This is a genomic window from Blastococcus goldschmidtiae (genome assembly GCF_031845325.1).
GTDB classification, from domain to species: Bacteria; Actinomycetota; Actinomycetes; order Mycobacteriales; family Geodermatophilaceae; genus Blastococcus; species Blastococcus goldschmidtiae.
Window position 1 is genome coordinate 82,190 of record NZ_JAVREI010000003.1, and the last position, 15,998, is coordinate 98,187.

A 15,998-nucleotide genomic window follows, 5' to 3' on the forward strand; every position below is an offset into this window, starting at 1 on the left:
GCGGGACCATGACCCGGAGAGGGGACGTGGTGGCCGACGCGCCCACCGGCACGGTCCTTGTCGCCCATCCGTCGGCGGACCTCTACGGCTCCGACCTGCAACTGCTCGAGAGCATCAGCGGGCTCGTCACGCGCGGGTGGCGCGTGGTCGTGACCCTGCCGCACGAGGGGCCGCTGACCCCACGGCTGCGCGCGTGCGGGGCCGAGGTCGGGTTCCTCCCGGTCCCGGTCCTGCGCAAGTCGCTCCTGTCGCCGGCCGGTCTCCTTTCGCTGGTGTGGTCGAGCCTGCGCGCGCTCGGTCCGATGCTGCAGCAGCTGCGCCGCGACGCGCCCGACGCCGTCTACGTCAACACGGTGACCGTGCCGCTGTGGCTGATCGCCGCCCGCCTGGCCCGTCGTCCGGCGCTGTGCCACGTGCACGAGGCGGAGGAGGCTCGCACGCTCGTCCGGGTCGTGCTCAACCTCCCGCTGTTCCTCGCGCGTGCCGTCGTGGTCAACAGCCAGGCGGCTGCCGACACGGTGCTCTCGGCACTCCCCGGGCTGGCGCGACGGGTGCAGGTCGTCCACAACGGCGTGCCAGGCCCGGCGACGGAGCCGGGGGCGATCAGCACGAGCGGTCGCCGACGCATCGCGCTGGTCGGGCGGCTGTCACCGCGCAAGGGGATCGACGTGGCCCTCGAGGCGGTCGCGCTCGTGGCCGCCGGAGGGCACGACGTCTCGCTCCAGCTCTGCGGATCGGTCTTCCCCGGCTACGAGTGGTACGAGGCCGAACTGCGGGAGCGCGCCGCCCGTCCCGACCTCACCGGCCGGGTCACCTTCGCCGGGTACACGTCGCCGACCTGGCCCGCGCTCGACCGCGCCGAGGTCGTGCTCGTGCCCTCCCGTGCCGAGCCGTTCGGCAACGCCGCCGTCGAGGGTCAGCTCGCCGCGCGGCCCGTGGTCGCCTCTGCCGTCCAGGGCCTCCGCGAGATCGTCACGGACGGGGAGAACGGGCTGCTGGTGCCGCCGGACGACCCACCCGCGCTGGCCACCGCCCTCACCAGACTGCTCGACGACCCGGAGCTGGCCCTGCGGCTGGCCTCCGAAGGGCGGGCGTCGGCGCTCCGGCGCTTCTCCCCGGAGCGGTACCAGGAGGACATCGCCTCGGCCGTCTCGGCCATCGCCCGGCGCTGACCCGGCCTCAGCCGACCGGGAGCGCCTCGCCACGCAGCGACGGCCGGGTCAGGGGGCGGAGCACGCGCTGGCGGACCGCGGCCGCGGCGAGGACCGGACCGATAGTCAGCGCCAGTGGCGCCCACACGGCGTGCGACGGATCGGTGAGGACCACCAGCAGCACGACGGCCAGGGAGACGAGCTCGAGCGCCCGCAGTTTCAGTACCTGGGCCTGCATCCGGCGCGCGGAGGCCATCGAGCCGTACGGCAGCAGCAGCGCGCTGGCGACGGCGTACGCCGACCATCCCGCGACCGCGGCAGCCGGCACCCCGTAGTCCCCACCGGTGATCACCGGGCCCAGGAGCGGGAGCGCCAGCAGTGCGGCCACGCCCACCAGTGCGACGGACGCACCGAGGCCGAGGGCGGTTCGGTCCGCCACACGCAAGCTGTGGGCAGCGGGGCGGTCCCGCAGTGCCACGAAGTGCGGGAGCAGGAAGGAACCCAGTCCGCCGACGAGGACGAGGGTCGGGGCCGTGTAGACCCTCGCGGCCTCGATGGGCCCGTAGGCGGCCACCCCCGCCGTGGCCACGACGAGCAGCCGCAGCACCGTCATCAGCGCCGGGCGGATGGTCTGCGTGGCCGCGCGCCAGCTGCCGAAGGCGAAGACCTGCCCCCACGCGGCGGGGCGCCAGGGGCCGTGCGGCCGCTCAGCGGACGGTAGCCGCACGTAGGCGGCCGCAGCAGCGCCCGCCTGGCCGACCAGCAGCGCGACCACGAAGGACGTGAACGAGAGGGCACCCGCCGCGGCGAGCACAGCGAGGGTCGAGAGCGCCAGGACGAGGCTGGTCAGGTCGACCACCGACAACGACCAGAAGCGGCCACTCGCCATCAGCAGCCGGCGCAGGGTGTCCTCGACGATGAATGCCGCTGTGGCGAGCCCCAGCAGGACCCCGGTGCCGGGACCGGCGAGGTCGGTGAGCGAGGTCGCGAGGGCTCCAAGGAGCCCCGCCCCCGTGGAGACCGCGACGGTCCAGCCGTGCAGAGCCGCCCGGACGCGCGGCTCCTGCCGATCCAGCACGGTGAGCGAGTCACCGACCAGGCCGCTGCAGACGGCGGTGGCGAGCACGATCGCCCCGTAGACGACGGCGAACGCACCGAACCCGGAGGCCCCGAGGGCCCGGGCGGCGGCCACCTGCAGGACCAGCCCGGCCAGCGCCTGGCTCACCTGCCCGGCGACCGCGGCCGTCACCGGCCGGCGGAGCACAACCAGGACCGACATGCCGCTCCCCCTTCCGCAGCCGTGACGACGGGTCCGGCGGCCGCCGCAGCGACCGGCCACCGGACCCGGCTGACGCGTCAGTCTGCGACGCGCGCCGCGGTGATGCGGGTAAGCCGCACCGACACCGGCGTGGTGGCGCTCCCCGACAGGTACGCGGAGATCCCGACCCCACCGGCCGCCTGGAGGGCGGTGGTCTGGTCCGAGCGCGTCAGGTGCGGGGCCACCGGCTCCGCGGCCTCCGCGGACCAGACCGAGGCGGCCAGCTGCGTCGTCCCCACCCCGGACACCTGGACCCGCACGTTGAGCGCGGTCCCGGGCACGTAGGTCAGGCCGGGGACGACCACCTCCGAGCCGATGAGGACGTCGGTCGCGGTTCCCTCCTGCTTGGTGAAGGCGAGAGCGACCGCACCGCTGGCCAGCATGCGGAGCCGCGCGCGGTACTCCTGGAAGCTGCCGACGATCCTGCCCCGGATGTACACGTAGGCGCCGGCCCCGGTGGGCGCCGCGGAGAGCGAGAACGTCGTCCGCAGGTCCGTGCTGGTCTCGGACACGCCGGCCAGGTACGAGCCCGTGTTGTTGCCAGGGGCCAGCAGGGCGAGCGTGGCCGTACCGGGCTGCACCGACTGACGGCTGCCACCGAAGGAGACGGTCCACGGACCACCGACGTCCGCCGTGCCGAGGCCACCCGACACCGTGCGGTCGAACGCGTCCGCCGCGAACGGCGTCTGCTCCGGCTGCTCCGGCTCCTCCGGCTGCTCCGGCTGCTCCGGCTGCTCCGGCTGCTCGACCGCCGCGACGGTGACCGTCTCCTCCACGGACCCCGTGGCGCCGTCGTCGTCGGTGACGGTGAGACGGACCGTGTAGGTGCCGGCCTCGCCGTACGTGTGCGACGTCGTGGCGCCGGTGCCGGTCTGCCCGTCACCGAAGTCCCACGCGTGGCCCGCGACCGTGCCGTCACCGTCGGCGGAGCCGGTGCCGTCGAACGACGCGGTCAGGCCGTCGGCCGTGGACACGAACGCGGCCGTGGGCGAGGCGTTCGGCGTCGGCGCCGGGGCGCCGACCGGCACGGCCGTCAGCCCGGTGATCCGGACGGCCAGCGGCGCGGTCGCACTGCCCGACAGGTACGCGGAGATACCCACGCCACCCGGCGCCTGCAGCGACGCGGTCGAGTCGGTGCGCACGACCGTGGGCGTCGGCGGCTCGGGCGTCCCGTCGGCCCACACCGTCGCCGCCAGCTCGGCGGTCCCCGTGCCGGACACCTGCACCCGCACGTTCAGCGGGGTGCCGGGCACGTAGGTCAGACCCGGGACGACGACCTCGCCGCCGATGAGCGTCTCCGAGGCGGTCCCCGTCTGCCGGCTGAACGCCAGCGCGACCGCACCGGTGGACAACATCCGGAGTCGGGCCCGGTACTCCTGGTAGGTCCCGACCACGCGACCCCGCACGTAGACGTAGGTACCGGCACCCGTCGGCGCGGCCGTCAGGGCGAAGGTGGTGCGCACGTCGGCGCTGGTCTGGGCAACCCCGCCGAGGTAGGAGCCGGTGTTGTTGCCCGGCGCCGGGAGCTGCAGCGTCGCCATGCCGGCCTCGACCGACTGACGGGTCGCGCCGAAGTTGGCCGTCCACGAGCCGCCGACGTCCGCTTTCCCCAGCCCACCCGACACCGTCCGCTGGAAGCTGTCGGACACGAGCACGGTTGCGGTGACCGCGTCCACGGACTGCTCGATCGTGTCGGTCGCCCCGTCGTCGTCGGTCACCGTGAGCCGGACCGTGTAGGTGCCGTCGGTGTCGTACGTGTGGCTGACCGTCGGACCGGTCGCGACCTCGCCGTCACCGAAGTCCCAGGCGTAGGCGGCCACCGTGCCGTCGGGGTCGGTGGACGTCGCGGCGTCGAAGGCGCCCTCCAGCCCGGACATCGCGACGGTGAAGGCGGCCTCCGGCGCCTGGTTCGGCGGCGGTGCCGTCACGGTGACGTCCCGCCTGAGGGTGGCTGTGGCACCTCTGTCGTCGGTCACCGTGAGCGTCACGGCGAAGGTGCCGGCCTCGGCGTACACGTGCTCGGCCTGCCGACCGGTGCCGGTGCGCCCGTCACCGAACTCCCAGGCGTAGCTGCTGACCGTGCCGTCCGGGTCGCTGGACCCGGACGCGTCGAAGGCAGCGGTGAAGTACGTCGCCGAGGCGGTGAACGACGCGGTCGGCGACACGTTCGTCGGCTGCCCCGTCGTGCCGAGGGAGTAGTGGTTCTTCACCCGGTCGGCCGAGATAGGCGCGGGGTAGACGGCCGGCTCGTCGATCCGCCCGTCGAACCACGGCTGCGTACCTCCCCAGGAGCTGTCGCCACCGATGCGCCAGTAGCCCTGGTAGTTCTGCCCGTAGATCGTGTCGGCGCGCGAGGCGACCAGCCGGCCGTCGAGGTAGAGCTCCATCCCGTTCTTGCCCAGCGAGGCGACCACGTGGTGCCAGCGGCCGTCGTTGTAGCCGGTCGGGCCGGAGATGGTCCGCTGCGAACCCGGGTAGACACCGAAGATCACGCGGCCCGCACCGTCCAGGTAGATGTGCCGGTCGTAGCTGCTGCTCGTCCCGGTGGGCCGGTTGCCGAAGCCGATGATCTTCCCGCCGCGGTCGGACGTCGTCTGGAACCACGCTTCGACGCTGAAGGTGTGCGGCCCCCAGACCGCGGTCTGGCTGCTCGACGCGTAGGACGACGACCCACCGGTGAACTCGAAACTGCCGTTCTGGTCACCCTGGATCGCGCCCGGGCGGCCGCGATTCACGCCGCTGGCCACGGTGAGGTCGTTCCCGCCGACCCAGTCGCGGCTGGCACCGGTGGAGTCGGAGAGCGGCCAGAGCGACTCGGCCCCGTCCGCGCGGACGGCGTCGGCGTACGCCCGCGGCGCGGTCGTGCCGGCGGTCGCCTCCACGGTCACCCAGGCGGTGTTGATGCGGTTGCCGGCCGGGTCGGTGGCGCTTACCCGGTAGGTGTGGGACCCGGGACTCGCGGTGGTGTCGACGAAGGCGAGCGTCGGGCGCTCCCAGAACGTCGACGGAGCAGTCACGGTGTGGATCGCCGTCCCGGTGGCCCCGTCGCGGTAGACGCGGTACGTCAGGTTCTCGTTGTCCTTGTCGGACGCCGCCTGCCAGCTGACTCGCACGGCGCCTGGTGCGATCGCCACAGCCGACGCAGTGAACCCGGTCGCGGACGGAGCGAGCCTGTTCGGCGCGATGGTGGGCAGCGCGTACCGGACCAGACCCTGCTGGGCCTTGCCGTTGACCCGCGGGAACTCGCCGCCGTAGACGACGTATCGGTCGTTGCCGCTCACCGTCCAGCCGGCCTGGTATGCGCCGGTGACCGTGCCCGGCGTCATCGTCGGGAACCAGTGCAGCAGCGACGGCGCCGGCTTGCCGGTGAAGTTCTTGTTCTGCACCGTCTCGGCGCCCACGGTGCCGGTCGGGACCAGGCTGGTGGCAGTGGCGTACCGGTGGATGCGGGGATTGTGCTCGGGGTAGCCGCCGATGTTGCTGCACACGTGGGGATGCCCCGCGATGTAGAGGGCACCGTTCATGGCGAAGTTCGAGTACGTGTCGCCGTGGCAGTCGTTCATCCACACGAGGGCGCCGCCGTCTTCCGCAGCCGCAAAAGAGCCCTCCACGTTGCCCGGCCCGCCGTAGTCGTAGCCGGTGCCGTACACGGTCCGGCCGTCGGTCGACAGGCTGTAGATGGCCGAGTTGACGCCCTGGTTGGTGATCAGCTGGTTGACCGCGAAGGGCCGCACTGCGCCCGTCGCGGCGTCCAGGGCCCCGACACCGGTGGCCTTCTGGCCGTTCAGTGTGTCGAAGCGGCCGGCGGCCACGACCTGCGTATCACCCCTGGTCAGAACGAGCGCCATCACGTGGTCGCTGGTGGCACGGTTGCCGTTGTCGTTGCCGTCGGTCGGGCCCACCCCGGTGACCGGAGCCCACGGCAGCAGGGCGCCGTTGGCGGCGGAGACCGCGGCGAGGCGCGTGCGGCCGACCGAACCCACGGAGGAGAAGCCGCCGCCGAGGTAGACAGTGCTGTCGGTCGCGGCGATGGCGCGGACCTGGCCCCCGACGCTCGGGCGAAAGTTGTCGACGAGCTGACCGGTCGCGGTGCTGTACGCCGCGATGCGGTTGCGCGGCTGACCGTTGGCCACGGTGAAGTCGCCGCCGACGTAGATGCGGGATCCGTCGGGCGAGGCCGTGACGACCAGAGCCTGGGCGTTGAGGTCCGGCTGGAAGCCGGTGTCCAGCTCGCCGGTGCGGATGTCATAGGCCAAGAGGTTGTTGCGCCGAACCTCATTGGTCCCGGCCGCCGCTCCCGCGGGGCGCGCAGTGGAGAAGTCACCGGCGACGTACACCTTGTTGCCCACGACGGCCTGCGACCAGGCGACGCGGTCGATCTGCGTCGTCGGCAGCCCGTCAGCGGTGACCGTGACGGGCGTGGCCGGGTTCGTCGGATCCACGGGCGCGGAGTCGGCGCGGGCCGAGGCGGGCGCCACGAGAGCCAGCGTTCCGGTGGCCAGCAGCAGTGCCACGAACCCCGCCGTCAACCGCTTCGAGACCAAGGCCGGTCGAGCGAACATCTTTTCCCCCATGTGCTCAATACCCGGCACTCGCCGAGAGCAGCGGACGGATACTAAGCGTGACGATCACGGCCGGACCAGAGCGCGCTTGTCACTCGATACGGTCATGACCTGCGAAAACGCAGGAGGTCCCTGAATGACTACTCACGCATTGTGAGCATCAAGTAGCGCTGCGCCGAGAAATATGACCGCGGAACCCACTTCGGCCCGTTCGGGGCAGAGAACGGACCACGCGCGGCGGATGAGGGTGCAACCGGCGCCGCTGGCACGTCCGACCGGAAGTCACCACTTGGGGGCAGGGACTGCACGCCGGGCGGCCGTCCGCGGGGTCGGACTGGGCACGATGGACCTCCGCGACGGCCCGGCGGCGACCGTCATCGGGCTGCGCTCGGACCGACGGCCGCGCCGCGCCCGCCGTTCCCGCCGTGCCGATGCCCGAGGAGTACCGCATGCCCGCCGCGACCACCGCCCCCTGGGACCGGCCGACCTTCTCCGGGTCGGTCGCCCGACTGCGCACCGTCGGCAAGTCGAACTACGGGATCCCGCTGTACTCCCGCGTCGTCAACCGACCGCTGGGCCGCCAGTTCGCCGCGCTTGCGCACGTCGCGGGCATGACTCCGAACCAGGTGACGGCGATCAGCGCGCTGCTGACCTTCACGGCGATCCTGACCGTAGGGCTCGTCGAGCCCGGCGTCACCATGGGGATCGTCGTCGCTCTCCTGCTGGCGCTCGGGTACGCCCTGGACTCCTCCGATGGTCAGCTTGCCCGGCTCCGTGGAGGGGGCACCCTCACCGGCGAGTGGCTCGACCACATGATCGACTGCGCGAAGAACTCGTCGATCCACCTGGCGGTCCTGATCTCGCTGTACCGCTTCGGCGGGGACGTCGAGCCCGCGTTCCTCCTCCTGCCCGCGGCGTTCCAGGTCATCGTGACCGTGCTGTTCTTCGGCAACATCCTGACCGAGCAGCTACGCGGCGGCCCCCAGAAGGGCCGGACCGAAAAGGCGGGCCGTTCGGTCGTCCGCTCGGTCCTCGTGGCGCCGGCGGACTACGGCCTGCTGTGCGTCGCCTTCGCGTGTTTCGGCTTCCAAAGCCTGTTCCTGGCGTTCTACGCGGTGCTGCTGCTCGGCAATATCGCCTACCTGGCCGGCGGACTGGTGCGGTGGCGCTCCCAGCTGGCCGCCCTGGACGTCGAGCGCGCGGCCGCCTGCAGCTGACGTCTCCGGCTCCGGCGCACGAGGGCTCCCGCCATGGCGGGAGCCCTCGTACCGTCCGTTCCGCCGAGCCGTCCGCCCGGCGGCATCCGCCGGACGAGCCCGGTCAGTCCCCGGGACGCCGGCTGATCAGGCGGGCCGGCACGCCTCCGTACACCCCGTAGGGGGCGTACTCCCCCGCCACCACCACAGCCCCGGCGGCGATGACGCAGCCGTCCCCAATCCGGGCACCGTCCAGGACCGTCACCCGCGAGCCGATCCAGCACCCGGCACCGACTTCGATGCCCTGGTGCGTGACGCCCTGGTCGCGGATGGGGACGTGCCTGCTGCTGAACACGTGGTCCTCCGAGTGGAAGGACACGTAGTTCCCGATGATCGTGTCGGGCCCGATGCTGATGCCGCCGGCGCACCCGTAGAGGCTGTCGGTGCCCAGACCCGTCCCGTCACCGACGACGATCCCCCGTCCCAGGCTGGCCAGGCTGCCGGTGCACTCGATCCGGGTGTTCCGGCCGACGGACACCCCGCTGCCTAGCAGGACGCCGTCGTGGGAGGTCGCGTCGATGAGTGAGCCGTGCCCCAAGGTCACACCGGCGCCCACGACGAGCTGCCGCTTGGACCGCAGGCGCACGCCGCGGCCGACGAAGGGCCTGGGCGATCGCAGTGGGAAGCGGACGGCCCCGCGGGCCGCCATCACGCCGCGCTCGAGGACCACCGAGGCGAGGTGACCGGCGCTGATGCCCTCGTCGACGGCCAGCGGTCGCCCGCGGACCTGCGTGGCGCGGCGCATCACCCAACGGCGCAACCGGTCGCGAGAGGCCTGACGCCTGGGCACACCGGAACCAGGTGCGTCGCCCGGGCGGCTCGATGCCTCCAACGTGTCGACGTGCTTCTGCATGTGGCGCTGACCCCCGAAATCCTCTGCCGGCTCGGTCGGATTCGGCTGCTGCCGCCCCGGCGTACCGCTCAGCCGGCAGCCGAGCCGGACTCGGTGATGCGCGTCAGAGCGGCACGCAACATCGTGCTCGACGTGTGCTGCGTGTACGCGAAGTAATGCACCGAGACACCCCGGACCGCGAACTCGCGCTCCAGGGCGTTCCACTTGTCGGTGCCCTTCCAGTCGTCGCCGACGAAGACGGCATCGAAGCCGACCTTCTCCCACGCCTCGAGCTTGTCCATGCTCGTCTGGGGCACGACCTCGTCGACGTGGCGGATCGCCCGCACGATGTCCAGGCGCTCCTCGAACGGGACGATCGGAGTCTTTCCCTTGGCGGCGAGTGACAGCTCGTCGGTGGTCACGCCCACCACGAGGTGATCGCAGGCTTCGCGGGCGCGCCGCAGCACGTTGAGGTGTCCGATGTGGAACATGTCGTAGACCCCTGTGGTGTATCCGATCACGCGGGTCCCGGCCCGCTGGGTGCGCCACACAGGCATGTCAGACCCCTCCGGTGAAGACCAGGACCGGAGCACCCGGACGGACGGCGACCTCGACCCGGATCTCCTGACGATCGTCGGCCGGGACCCGGAAGACGTAGCCGCCCTCCGCGGCGTCCCCGGGCGGCAGCGATCCGGCGAACGGGGACTGGGATGGGTCCTCCAGCGGCGGCGCCGGGGTGCGATCCGCGCCGTGGAACACATTGATCGCGACGCCGGAGAGCGGGAGCTCCTCGGCCGTCCCGTTGACCAACCGCACGGTGATCCGCAGTGCCGGCCCGTTGATGTTGCCCGGCCCCTGGGCGGATCCCTCGATCTCCTCCACGCGGACGAGCGACCCCTCGATCCCCACCGATCGGGCATCGGAGTCGAAGGACACCGGCTCGAGCGCCGGCGGAGGGGCGTCGACGGGCACCTCGGGTGCCGTGGTGGCGCTCGGCCCCGGGTCGCTGCCCGGGGACGGCTCACTGCTGCTCGGAGCAACGGGGCCCCCAGCAGGCAAGGCCGGCGCCGAGGAAGAAGTCGAAGGCGTGGAAGGCGTCGCGGACGACGCCTCTGTGTCGGGATCGTCGCCACCCAGCGCGAGGATTGCGACCACCACCAGCGCAGCGACCAGGATAAACCCGAGCACGACGGCGAGCCGTCGTTCGATCTGCCGACGCTTCACTGCTGGGCTCCTCGGATGGGGATGACGGACGCATCGCCCTCGCCCGTACCGGGTGCGGTACGGGGAACCGGGACGAGACGTGGTGAGGCCTCGGTGACAGGGAGCCGTCGGCCGGTGGGGCGCCGGGTCGGGAAGTCGCGCCGGGCCAGTGCCTGCGCGAGCTTCTCGTACCCCGCGGCCACCTCGTCCCAGTCGTAGCCGGCGGCCAGCTCGCGGGCCCGCCGCCCCGCGGACCGGATCCGCCGGGGCTCGGCCTCGGCGGCCTCGACCAGCGCGGCGACGTCGGCCGGGCTGCCGAAGTAGCGCCCGGCCTCGGCGACGACCTCGCGGTTGAAGTCGACGTCGTAGGCGAGCACGGCGGTGCCGGCGCCGATGGCGCGCAGCAGCGAGGGGTTCGTGCCGCCGACGGAGTGGCCGTGCAGGTAGGTGTAGGAGTTCGCGTACAGCTGGTCGAGCTGGACCTGGTCCCAGACCCCGCCGAGGAAGCGCACGCGATCGTCGGCCGCGGCGTGCACCCGGGCGGTGTAGTCGTCGGAGTACGGCGCGGAGCCGACCACGACCAGCGGCTTGGTGGCCGAGCTGCGGGCGTACCCCTCGACGATGAGCTCGACGTGGTTCTCCGGCTCGAAGCGGGCGACCACGAGGTGGTACTCCCCCGGCTCGAGCCCGAGTTCCGCCAGCCGGTCGGCACCGGGTTCGATCAGCGGGGCGCCGTAGGTGAGCAGCGTCGTCGGCGCCCCGAACTCGTGCCGGTAGTAGTCGGCGATGCCGACGGCGTCGGCGATCAGGGCGTCCGACCAGCGCACCGCCAGGGACTCGGCCGCGCGGTAGTACCGCTGGCCGACCGGGCCCCACTTGGCCCGCTTCCACTCCAGGCCGTCGACGTGCGTGGCGACCGGGATGCGGGCGGCGCGGAGCAGCGGCAGCAGCGGCGAGTTGGCGGCGTTGAAGACGAAGGCGGCGTCGGTGCGGTGGGCGAGCAGGTGGCCCACCGACAGCGCCGAGTGGCTGAGGGTCTCCAGCGACCGCTTGCGCGCGGCGGGCAGGTGGACGAGCTCCATGCCCAGGTGACGGGCGGGCCGGGACGCATCCCCGCTCTCGGTCCGGCAGTAGACGACGACACGGTGCCCGCGCTCGGCCAGCCGCCGGCCGACCTCCTCGACCGCGGTCTCGAAGCCGCCGTACCGGGCCGGGACGCCCCGCGTCCCCAGCATGGCGATGCGCATCGTCGATCCGTTCGTTCGCTGGTCAGCGGCCGGGAGCGACCGCTTCGGCGCGTGGTCACGCACCGCGGATCAAGGATTGCCCGCTGCGGGCGGAGGGGAGCCGTTCCGGCGGACGCCGTCCCCCCTCGGGATGACCTCCCAAAGGGGTGGGTCAGTAGGCCCCGGACCGGTTCAGGACGGCGCGCGTGGTCTTCCAGAGGATCAGGAGGTCCAGGGCCAGTGACCAGTTCTCCACGTAGCGGAGGTCGAGCCGGACGGCCTCCTCCCACGGCAGGTCGCTGCGGCCGGAGATCTGCCACAGGCCCGTGAGGCCGGGCTTGACCAGCAGCCGCCGGCTCACCGAGGAGTCGTACCGGGCCACCTCGCCGGGCAGCGGCGGCCGGGGGCCCACGAGCGCCATGGAGCCACCCAGGACGTTGAACAGCTGGGGCAGCTCGTCGAGAGAGAGCCGGCGCAGCCAGCGGCCGACCGGGGTGACCCGCGGGTCGTTCCGCATCTTGAACAGCAGCCCGTCGGACATGTTGTCCGCCTGGATGGCGTCGAGCTGCGCGTCGGCGTCGACGACCATGCTGCGGAACTTCAGCATCGTGAAGGACCGGCCGTTGATGCCGATCCGCTCCTGCCGGTACAGGGCGGGGCCGGAGCTGGTCAGCCGGACGGCCAGCGCGATGCCCAGGAGGACCGGCGAGAGCACCAGCAGTGCCAGCGCGGCGGCGCACCGGTCGACGGCGCCCTTGACCATGCGGTGCCAGCCCTCGAAGCGGGGCTGCTCGACCGAGAGCAGGGGCAGCCCCTCGAAGGGCCGGATGTGCAGGCGCGGGCCGGCCACCTCGATCAGCCCGGGTGCGACGAGCAGCTCCACGCCGCTGCCCTCCAGGCGCCAGGAGAGCTGCCGCAGGTACTGGGCTGCGGTCTCGCTGGCGGAGGTGACGGCGATGGTGTCGACGTCCAGACGGGCGGCCATCGAGACCACGTCGTCCAGCCCCTCGACCGGCACGTCGGCCAGCGCGGCCACCCGGGCGCGGTCGGCGGGGGTCACGCAGAAGCCGACGACGTCCAGGCCGGCGTAGTTCTCCCGGCGCAGGCGGTCGGCCAGTTCCATGACCGCGCCCCCGCGGCCGACGACGACCACGCGCTTGGTGCACCGGCCGTGGGCCCGCAGCCGGCGGAGCCGGCACCGGGCGGCGTACCGCCACACCAGCGTGGTGACGGCGAGGGCCGGGATGCCGACGACGACGAGCGCGCGGCTGAGCTGGAGGTCTGCGGCGTAGGAGACGAACCCGGCGACCGCGAGGAGCACGAGCCCGGCCCGAGCGACGGTGCGGTACTCGTCGCTCCCGGTCCCGAACACCGGCTCGGCGTAGGCGCCGCAGGCCCACAGCAGGAGCGGCCAGGCGACCACGAGCGCGACGGAGGCCCAGAAGAGCGAGGGCACCGGCGGCAGGCCCTCGGGGCGGGTGACGACGACGCAGGCCCCGATGACCGCTGCCGCGAGGGCCTCGACGGACGCGAGCGCGAGCGCATAGGTGCGCACCCAGGAGGCGGTGGGGCGGCGCTCGAGGGGCCGGGCGGGCACGGTGGCGCGCTCACTGCGCGGGACCGGGATCCGGTCGAGCCCGTCGCCCAGCGTCGCCTTGTCCACCAACATGGTCACTCCCCCGTTACGCATCGTGATCAGACCGATACGGGGATTGGAGCCGAGTGGCCTCCGAACAGGACGTTCTCCCCCGAGTGCGGCCCTGACGCAGGAGCAACACTCACAGTCCGTGACCGCCAGGGTCAACACGGAGAGCGACCGTTCACCCTTTCGAGAGGCACGACGCCTCACGATCGCGCACGGTCAGCTCCGGGGGTGGACCTCGTTCTGCGCGGCCTCCAGGCCGCGAGCCAGGAGGAGCTCGGTGGCGTCGGCGGCCTCGACGAGCAGCAGGTCCAGTTCCTTGCGCTCGGTCGAGGAGAAGTCCTTGAGCACGTGGTCGGCGGGGTCCTGGCGGCCCGGCGGGCGGCCGATCCCCACCCGCACGCGCAGGTAGTCCTTGGTACCGGTGGAGCGGGTGATCGAGCGCAGCCCGTTGTGCCCGCCCTCGCCGCCGCCGCGCTTGAGCCGCAGCACCGCGAAGTCGATGTCGAGCTCGTCGTGCACGACGACGAGGTCGGTGACCGGCAGCTTGTGGTAGTCCAGCAGGCCCCGAACCGGGCCCCCGGACTCGTTCATGTAGGTCAGCGGCCGGGCGAGGACCACCCGGCGTCCGGCCAGTCGCCCCTCCCCGCTCACCGCGCGCGAGCGGGCGCCCTTGCCGGGCGAGAGCCGGATGCCGGCCCGGTCGGCGAGCACGTCGAGCACCATGGCGCCGACGTTGTGCCGGTTGCCGGCGTACCCGGGCCCGGGGTTGCCCAGCCCGACGACGAGGAACGGCCCGTCGCTGGGAGCGGACGCCGCAGGGGCGCCGGCAGTGCCGGCGCCCCTGCGGGTCGAGCTGTCGGTCAGCGGAAGCCTCAGTTGTCCGCGGAGTTCTCGGCCGAGTCCATCGACTCGCCGCTGCCCTGGTCCTGCGGCTCCGGGACGACGTCGCCGTCGGCGTCGGACTCCTCGCGCTCGATGCCGGCCTCGGCCTCGGCCTCGGCGAGCTCGGCCTCCAGCGCCTCGACGGTCGGGGCACCCAGGAAGCCGATGACCATCGCCTCCGGGTCGGTGATCAGCGTCGAGCCCGAGGGCAGCACCAGGTCACCGGCGGAGATGTTCTGACCGGCGCTGCGACCGGTGATGTCGACCTCGATGCTGTCGGGCAGCTTCGTGGCGTCGGCCTCGATCGAGACGGTGTTGAGCTGGTGGTTGGGGATCGAGTCGGGAGCCGGCTCACCGACGATCACGATCGGCACCTCGACGGTGGTCTTCTCACCGCGGCGGACCAGCAGCAGGTCGGCGTGCTCGTGGGTGCGGGTCAGCGGGTCGCGCTGCACCGCCTTGGTGAGGGCCAGCTGCTCCTTGCCGTCCAGGACGATGGTCAGCAGGGCGTTGGTACCGCCGTTGCGCAGGGCCGCGGCGAACTCGCGGGCCGGCAGCGACAGGTGGACGACGTCCTGGCCGTGCCCGTAGAGGACGGCGGGGACGCGGCCGGCGCGGCGGGTGCGGCGAGCGCTGCCCTTGCCGAACTCGGTGCGGGTCTCGGCCTCGAGACGGAAGTCAGCCACGGTGGTGTGCTCCTAGCGAAGAGGGTCTGCGTGCGTGCCGGCGTCCGGGCGCAGCGCACCCCTCCGGGGCACACGCACGTCGATCACGGAGCAGTGGGACCGCTCCCTCGCCGGGCAACGCCGACGAGATTACCCCAGACCGGCGGCAGGCCTTCCGACCCGTCGGGGCGACGGCCCGCCGGTGGCCTGGCTCACGCGAGGTGGGCGAGCACCTGCCGGGCGCACTCGTCCACCGTGCGGCCACGGGTCTCCACCGTCACCTCGGCGTCGGTGGGCGTCTCGTAGGGGTCGCTGATCCCCGTGAACGCCGGGATCTCACCGCTGCGCGCCTTGGCGTACAGGCCCTTCCGGTCCCGCTGCTCGCAGTCGTCCAGGGAGGTCGCGACGTGCACCAGCACGAAGCTGCCCGGGCCCGCCTGGGCCTCCACCTCCCGGCGGACCGTCGCGCGGATCGAGGCGTACGGGGCGATGGGAGCGCACACCGCGATGCCGCCGTGCTTGGCGATGCGGGCGGCCACCCAGCCGATCCGTGCCACGTTCGTGTCCCGGTCCGCGCGCGAGAAGCCGAGACCCGCGGACAGGTGGTGGCGGACCTCGTCGCCGTCCAGGAGCGTGACGCCGCGACCGTCGGCCAGGAGGAGCTCGACGACGCGGGCGGCGATCGTCGACTTGCCCGCGCCGGACAGGCCGGTGAAGAACAGCACGGTGCCGCCCGTACGGGCACCCGGCCCGGTGGGGACCCCGGCCCCCAGCAGCGTCGCGCCGTACGTCGCGGCCAGGGAGGCCCGGTCGACCTCGGGATCCCCGGGGGTCACGGGCACGAACACGAGCTCGACCTCGCGGCCGCTGTCGCGCACCCTCCCCCACGCCACCGCGGCCGCGGCGATCGTCGCCGAGTCGGCGGGCGCCCCCGCCACGGGGAGGAGGGCGAGCACGCGGGCGGGGAGCTCGGCCGGGTCGGCCGGCGGGTGCCCGACCCACCCGCCGGGCGCCGACCACCCGCGCTCGGCCAACCGTGCCGCCACGGCGGCCGGCGAGCGCCAGCGCGGGACCTCGACGACGGTCAGCCGGCCCGCCTCGCGGGTGGCCACCACCACGCCCTGGGCGTCCTCGTAGGCCTCGGCTGCCGGGAGGTCGGGAACCGTCGCGCTCAGGCCGAAGTGCAGGCGGGCGAGGGCGGCGACGTCGTCGTCACCCAGCCGGTACCGGGGGTCGGGCATGTGCCGGTGCTGGTCGG

The 15,998-nt window shown here is 73.0% G+C and carries 12 protein-coding genes; 2 read left to right on the top strand and 10 right to left on the bottom strand.

Translation table 11 applies throughout. The annotated features are described in order from the left end of the window. The first annotated feature begins 8 nt into the window (after nucleotides 1–8). Nucleotides 9–1,172 (top strand): glycosyltransferase family 4 protein, encoded by a 1,164-nt coding sequence (locus RM425_RS07305; RefSeq protein WP_311344532.1) that lies wholly within the window; start codon nucleotides 9–11, stop codon nucleotides 1,170–1,172. 7 nt (nucleotides 1,173–1,179) lie between these two features. On the opposite strand, the gene RM425_RS07310 is transcribed toward RM425_RS07305, so the two are convergent. Both RM425_RS07310 and RM425_RS07315 read right to left on the bottom strand, forming a co-directional pair. Further along, nucleotides 1,180–2,430, bottom strand: coding sequence for an MATE family efflux transporter (locus tag RM425_RS07310; RefSeq protein WP_311344533.1), 1,251 nt, complete (start codon nucleotides 2,428–2,430; stop codon nucleotides 1,180–1,182). 77 nt (nucleotides 2,431–2,507) lie between these two features. Next, entirely contained in the window at nucleotides 2,508–6,983 is a 4,476-nt protein-coding gene (locus RM425_RS07315) for a PKD domain-containing protein (protein WP_311344534.1), read from the bottom strand. 497 nt (nucleotides 6,984–7,480) lie between these two features. On the opposite strand from RM425_RS07315, the gene RM425_RS07320 reads away from it, so the two are divergent. Further along, nucleotides 7,481–8,248, top strand: coding sequence for a CDP-alcohol phosphatidyltransferase family protein (locus tag RM425_RS07320; RefSeq protein ID WP_311344535.1), 768 nt, complete (start codon nucleotides 7,481–7,483; stop codon nucleotides 8,246–8,248). A gap of 103 nt (nucleotides 8,249–8,351) precedes the next feature. Here RM425_RS07320 and RM425_RS07325 read toward each other — a convergent pair whose 3' ends face one another. The 8 genes from RM425_RS07325 to cysC all read right to left on the bottom strand — a co-directional run bounded on the left by RM425_RS07325 (nucleotide 8,352) and on the right by cysC (nucleotide 15,981). Next, nucleotides 8,352–9,032 (bottom strand): acyltransferase, encoded by a 681-nt coding sequence (locus RM425_RS07325; protein WP_311344536.1) that lies wholly within the window; start codon nucleotides 9,030–9,032, stop codon nucleotides 8,352–8,354. Between the two features lie 176 nt (nucleotides 9,033–9,208). Beyond that, nucleotides 9,209–9,670 carry an adenylyltransferase/cytidyltransferase family protein gene (locus tag RM425_RS07330; protein WP_311344537.1) on the bottom strand — a complete coding sequence of 154 codons (462 nt, stop codon included), beginning with the start codon at nucleotides 9,668–9,670 and terminating at the stop codon, nucleotides 9,209–9,211. A gap of 7 nt (nucleotides 9,671–9,677) precedes the next feature. Beyond that, nucleotides 9,678–10,091 carry a hypothetical protein gene (locus RM425_RS07335; RefSeq protein WP_311344538.1) on the bottom strand — a complete coding sequence of 138 codons (414 nt, stop codon included), beginning with the start codon at nucleotides 10,089–10,091 and terminating at the stop codon, nucleotides 9,678–9,680. Nucleotides 10,092–10,339: 248 nt separating this feature from the next. Next, nucleotides 10,340–11,569 (bottom strand): DUF1972 domain-containing protein, encoded by a 1,230-nt coding sequence (locus RM425_RS07340; RefSeq protein WP_311344539.1) that lies wholly within the window; start codon nucleotides 11,567–11,569, stop codon nucleotides 10,340–10,342. 151 nt (nucleotides 11,570–11,720) lie between these two features. Next, nucleotides 11,721–13,217, bottom strand: coding sequence for a sugar transferase (locus tag RM425_RS07345; protein WP_311344540.1), 1,497 nt, complete (start codon nucleotides 13,215–13,217; stop codon nucleotides 11,721–11,723). A gap of 192 nt (nucleotides 13,218–13,409) precedes the next feature. Continuing rightward, nucleotides 13,410–13,967, bottom strand: a complete 558-nt coding sequence (gene pth, locus RM425_RS07350) for an aminoacyl-tRNA hydrolase (RefSeq protein ID WP_311344702.1) — start codon at nucleotides 13,965–13,967, stop codon at nucleotides 13,410–13,412. Between the two features lie 98 nt (nucleotides 13,968–14,065). Then, on the bottom strand, nucleotides 14,066–14,761 hold the full coding sequence (locus tag RM425_RS07355) for a 50S ribosomal protein L25/general stress protein Ctc (RefSeq protein WP_311344541.1): 696 nt from the start codon (nucleotides 14,759–14,761) through the stop codon (nucleotides 14,066–14,068). Nucleotides 14,762–14,952: 191 nt separating this feature from the next. Beyond that, on the bottom strand, nucleotides 14,953–15,981 hold the full coding sequence (gene cysC / locus RM425_RS07360; protein ID WP_311344542.1) for an adenylyl-sulfate kinase: 1,029 nt from the start codon (nucleotides 15,979–15,981) through the stop codon (nucleotides 14,953–14,955). Nucleotides 15,982–15,998: the final 17 nt, after the last annotated feature.

Coding starts and splice junctions, on each gene's coding strand:
- RM425_RS07340 (WP_311344539.1), bottom strand. CDS start 11,569: ATGCGCATCGCCATGCTGGGGACGCGGGGCGTCCCGGCCCGGTACGGC.
- RM425_RS07325 (WP_311344536.1), bottom strand. CDS start 9,032: ATGCGCCGCGCCACGCAGGTCCGCGGGCGACCGCTGGCCGTCGACGAG.
- RM425_RS07305 (WP_311344532.1), top strand. CDS start 9: ATGACCCGGAGAGGGGACGTGGTGGCCGACGCGCCCACCGGCACGGTC.
- RM425_RS07310 (WP_311344533.1), bottom strand. CDS start 2,430: ATGTCGGTCCTGGTTGTGCTCCGCCGGCCGGTGACGGCCGCGGTCGCC.
- RM425_RS07320 (WP_311344535.1), top strand. CDS start 7,481: ATGCCCGCCGCGACCACCGCCCCCTGGGACCGGCCGACCTTCTCCGGG.
- RM425_RS07345 (WP_311344540.1), bottom strand. CDS start 13,217: ATGTTGGTGGACAAGGCGACGCTGGGCGACGGGCTCGACCGGATCCCG.
- cysC (WP_311344542.1), bottom strand. CDS start 15,981: ATGCCCGACCCCCGGTACCGGCTGGGTGACGACGACGTCGCCGCCCTC.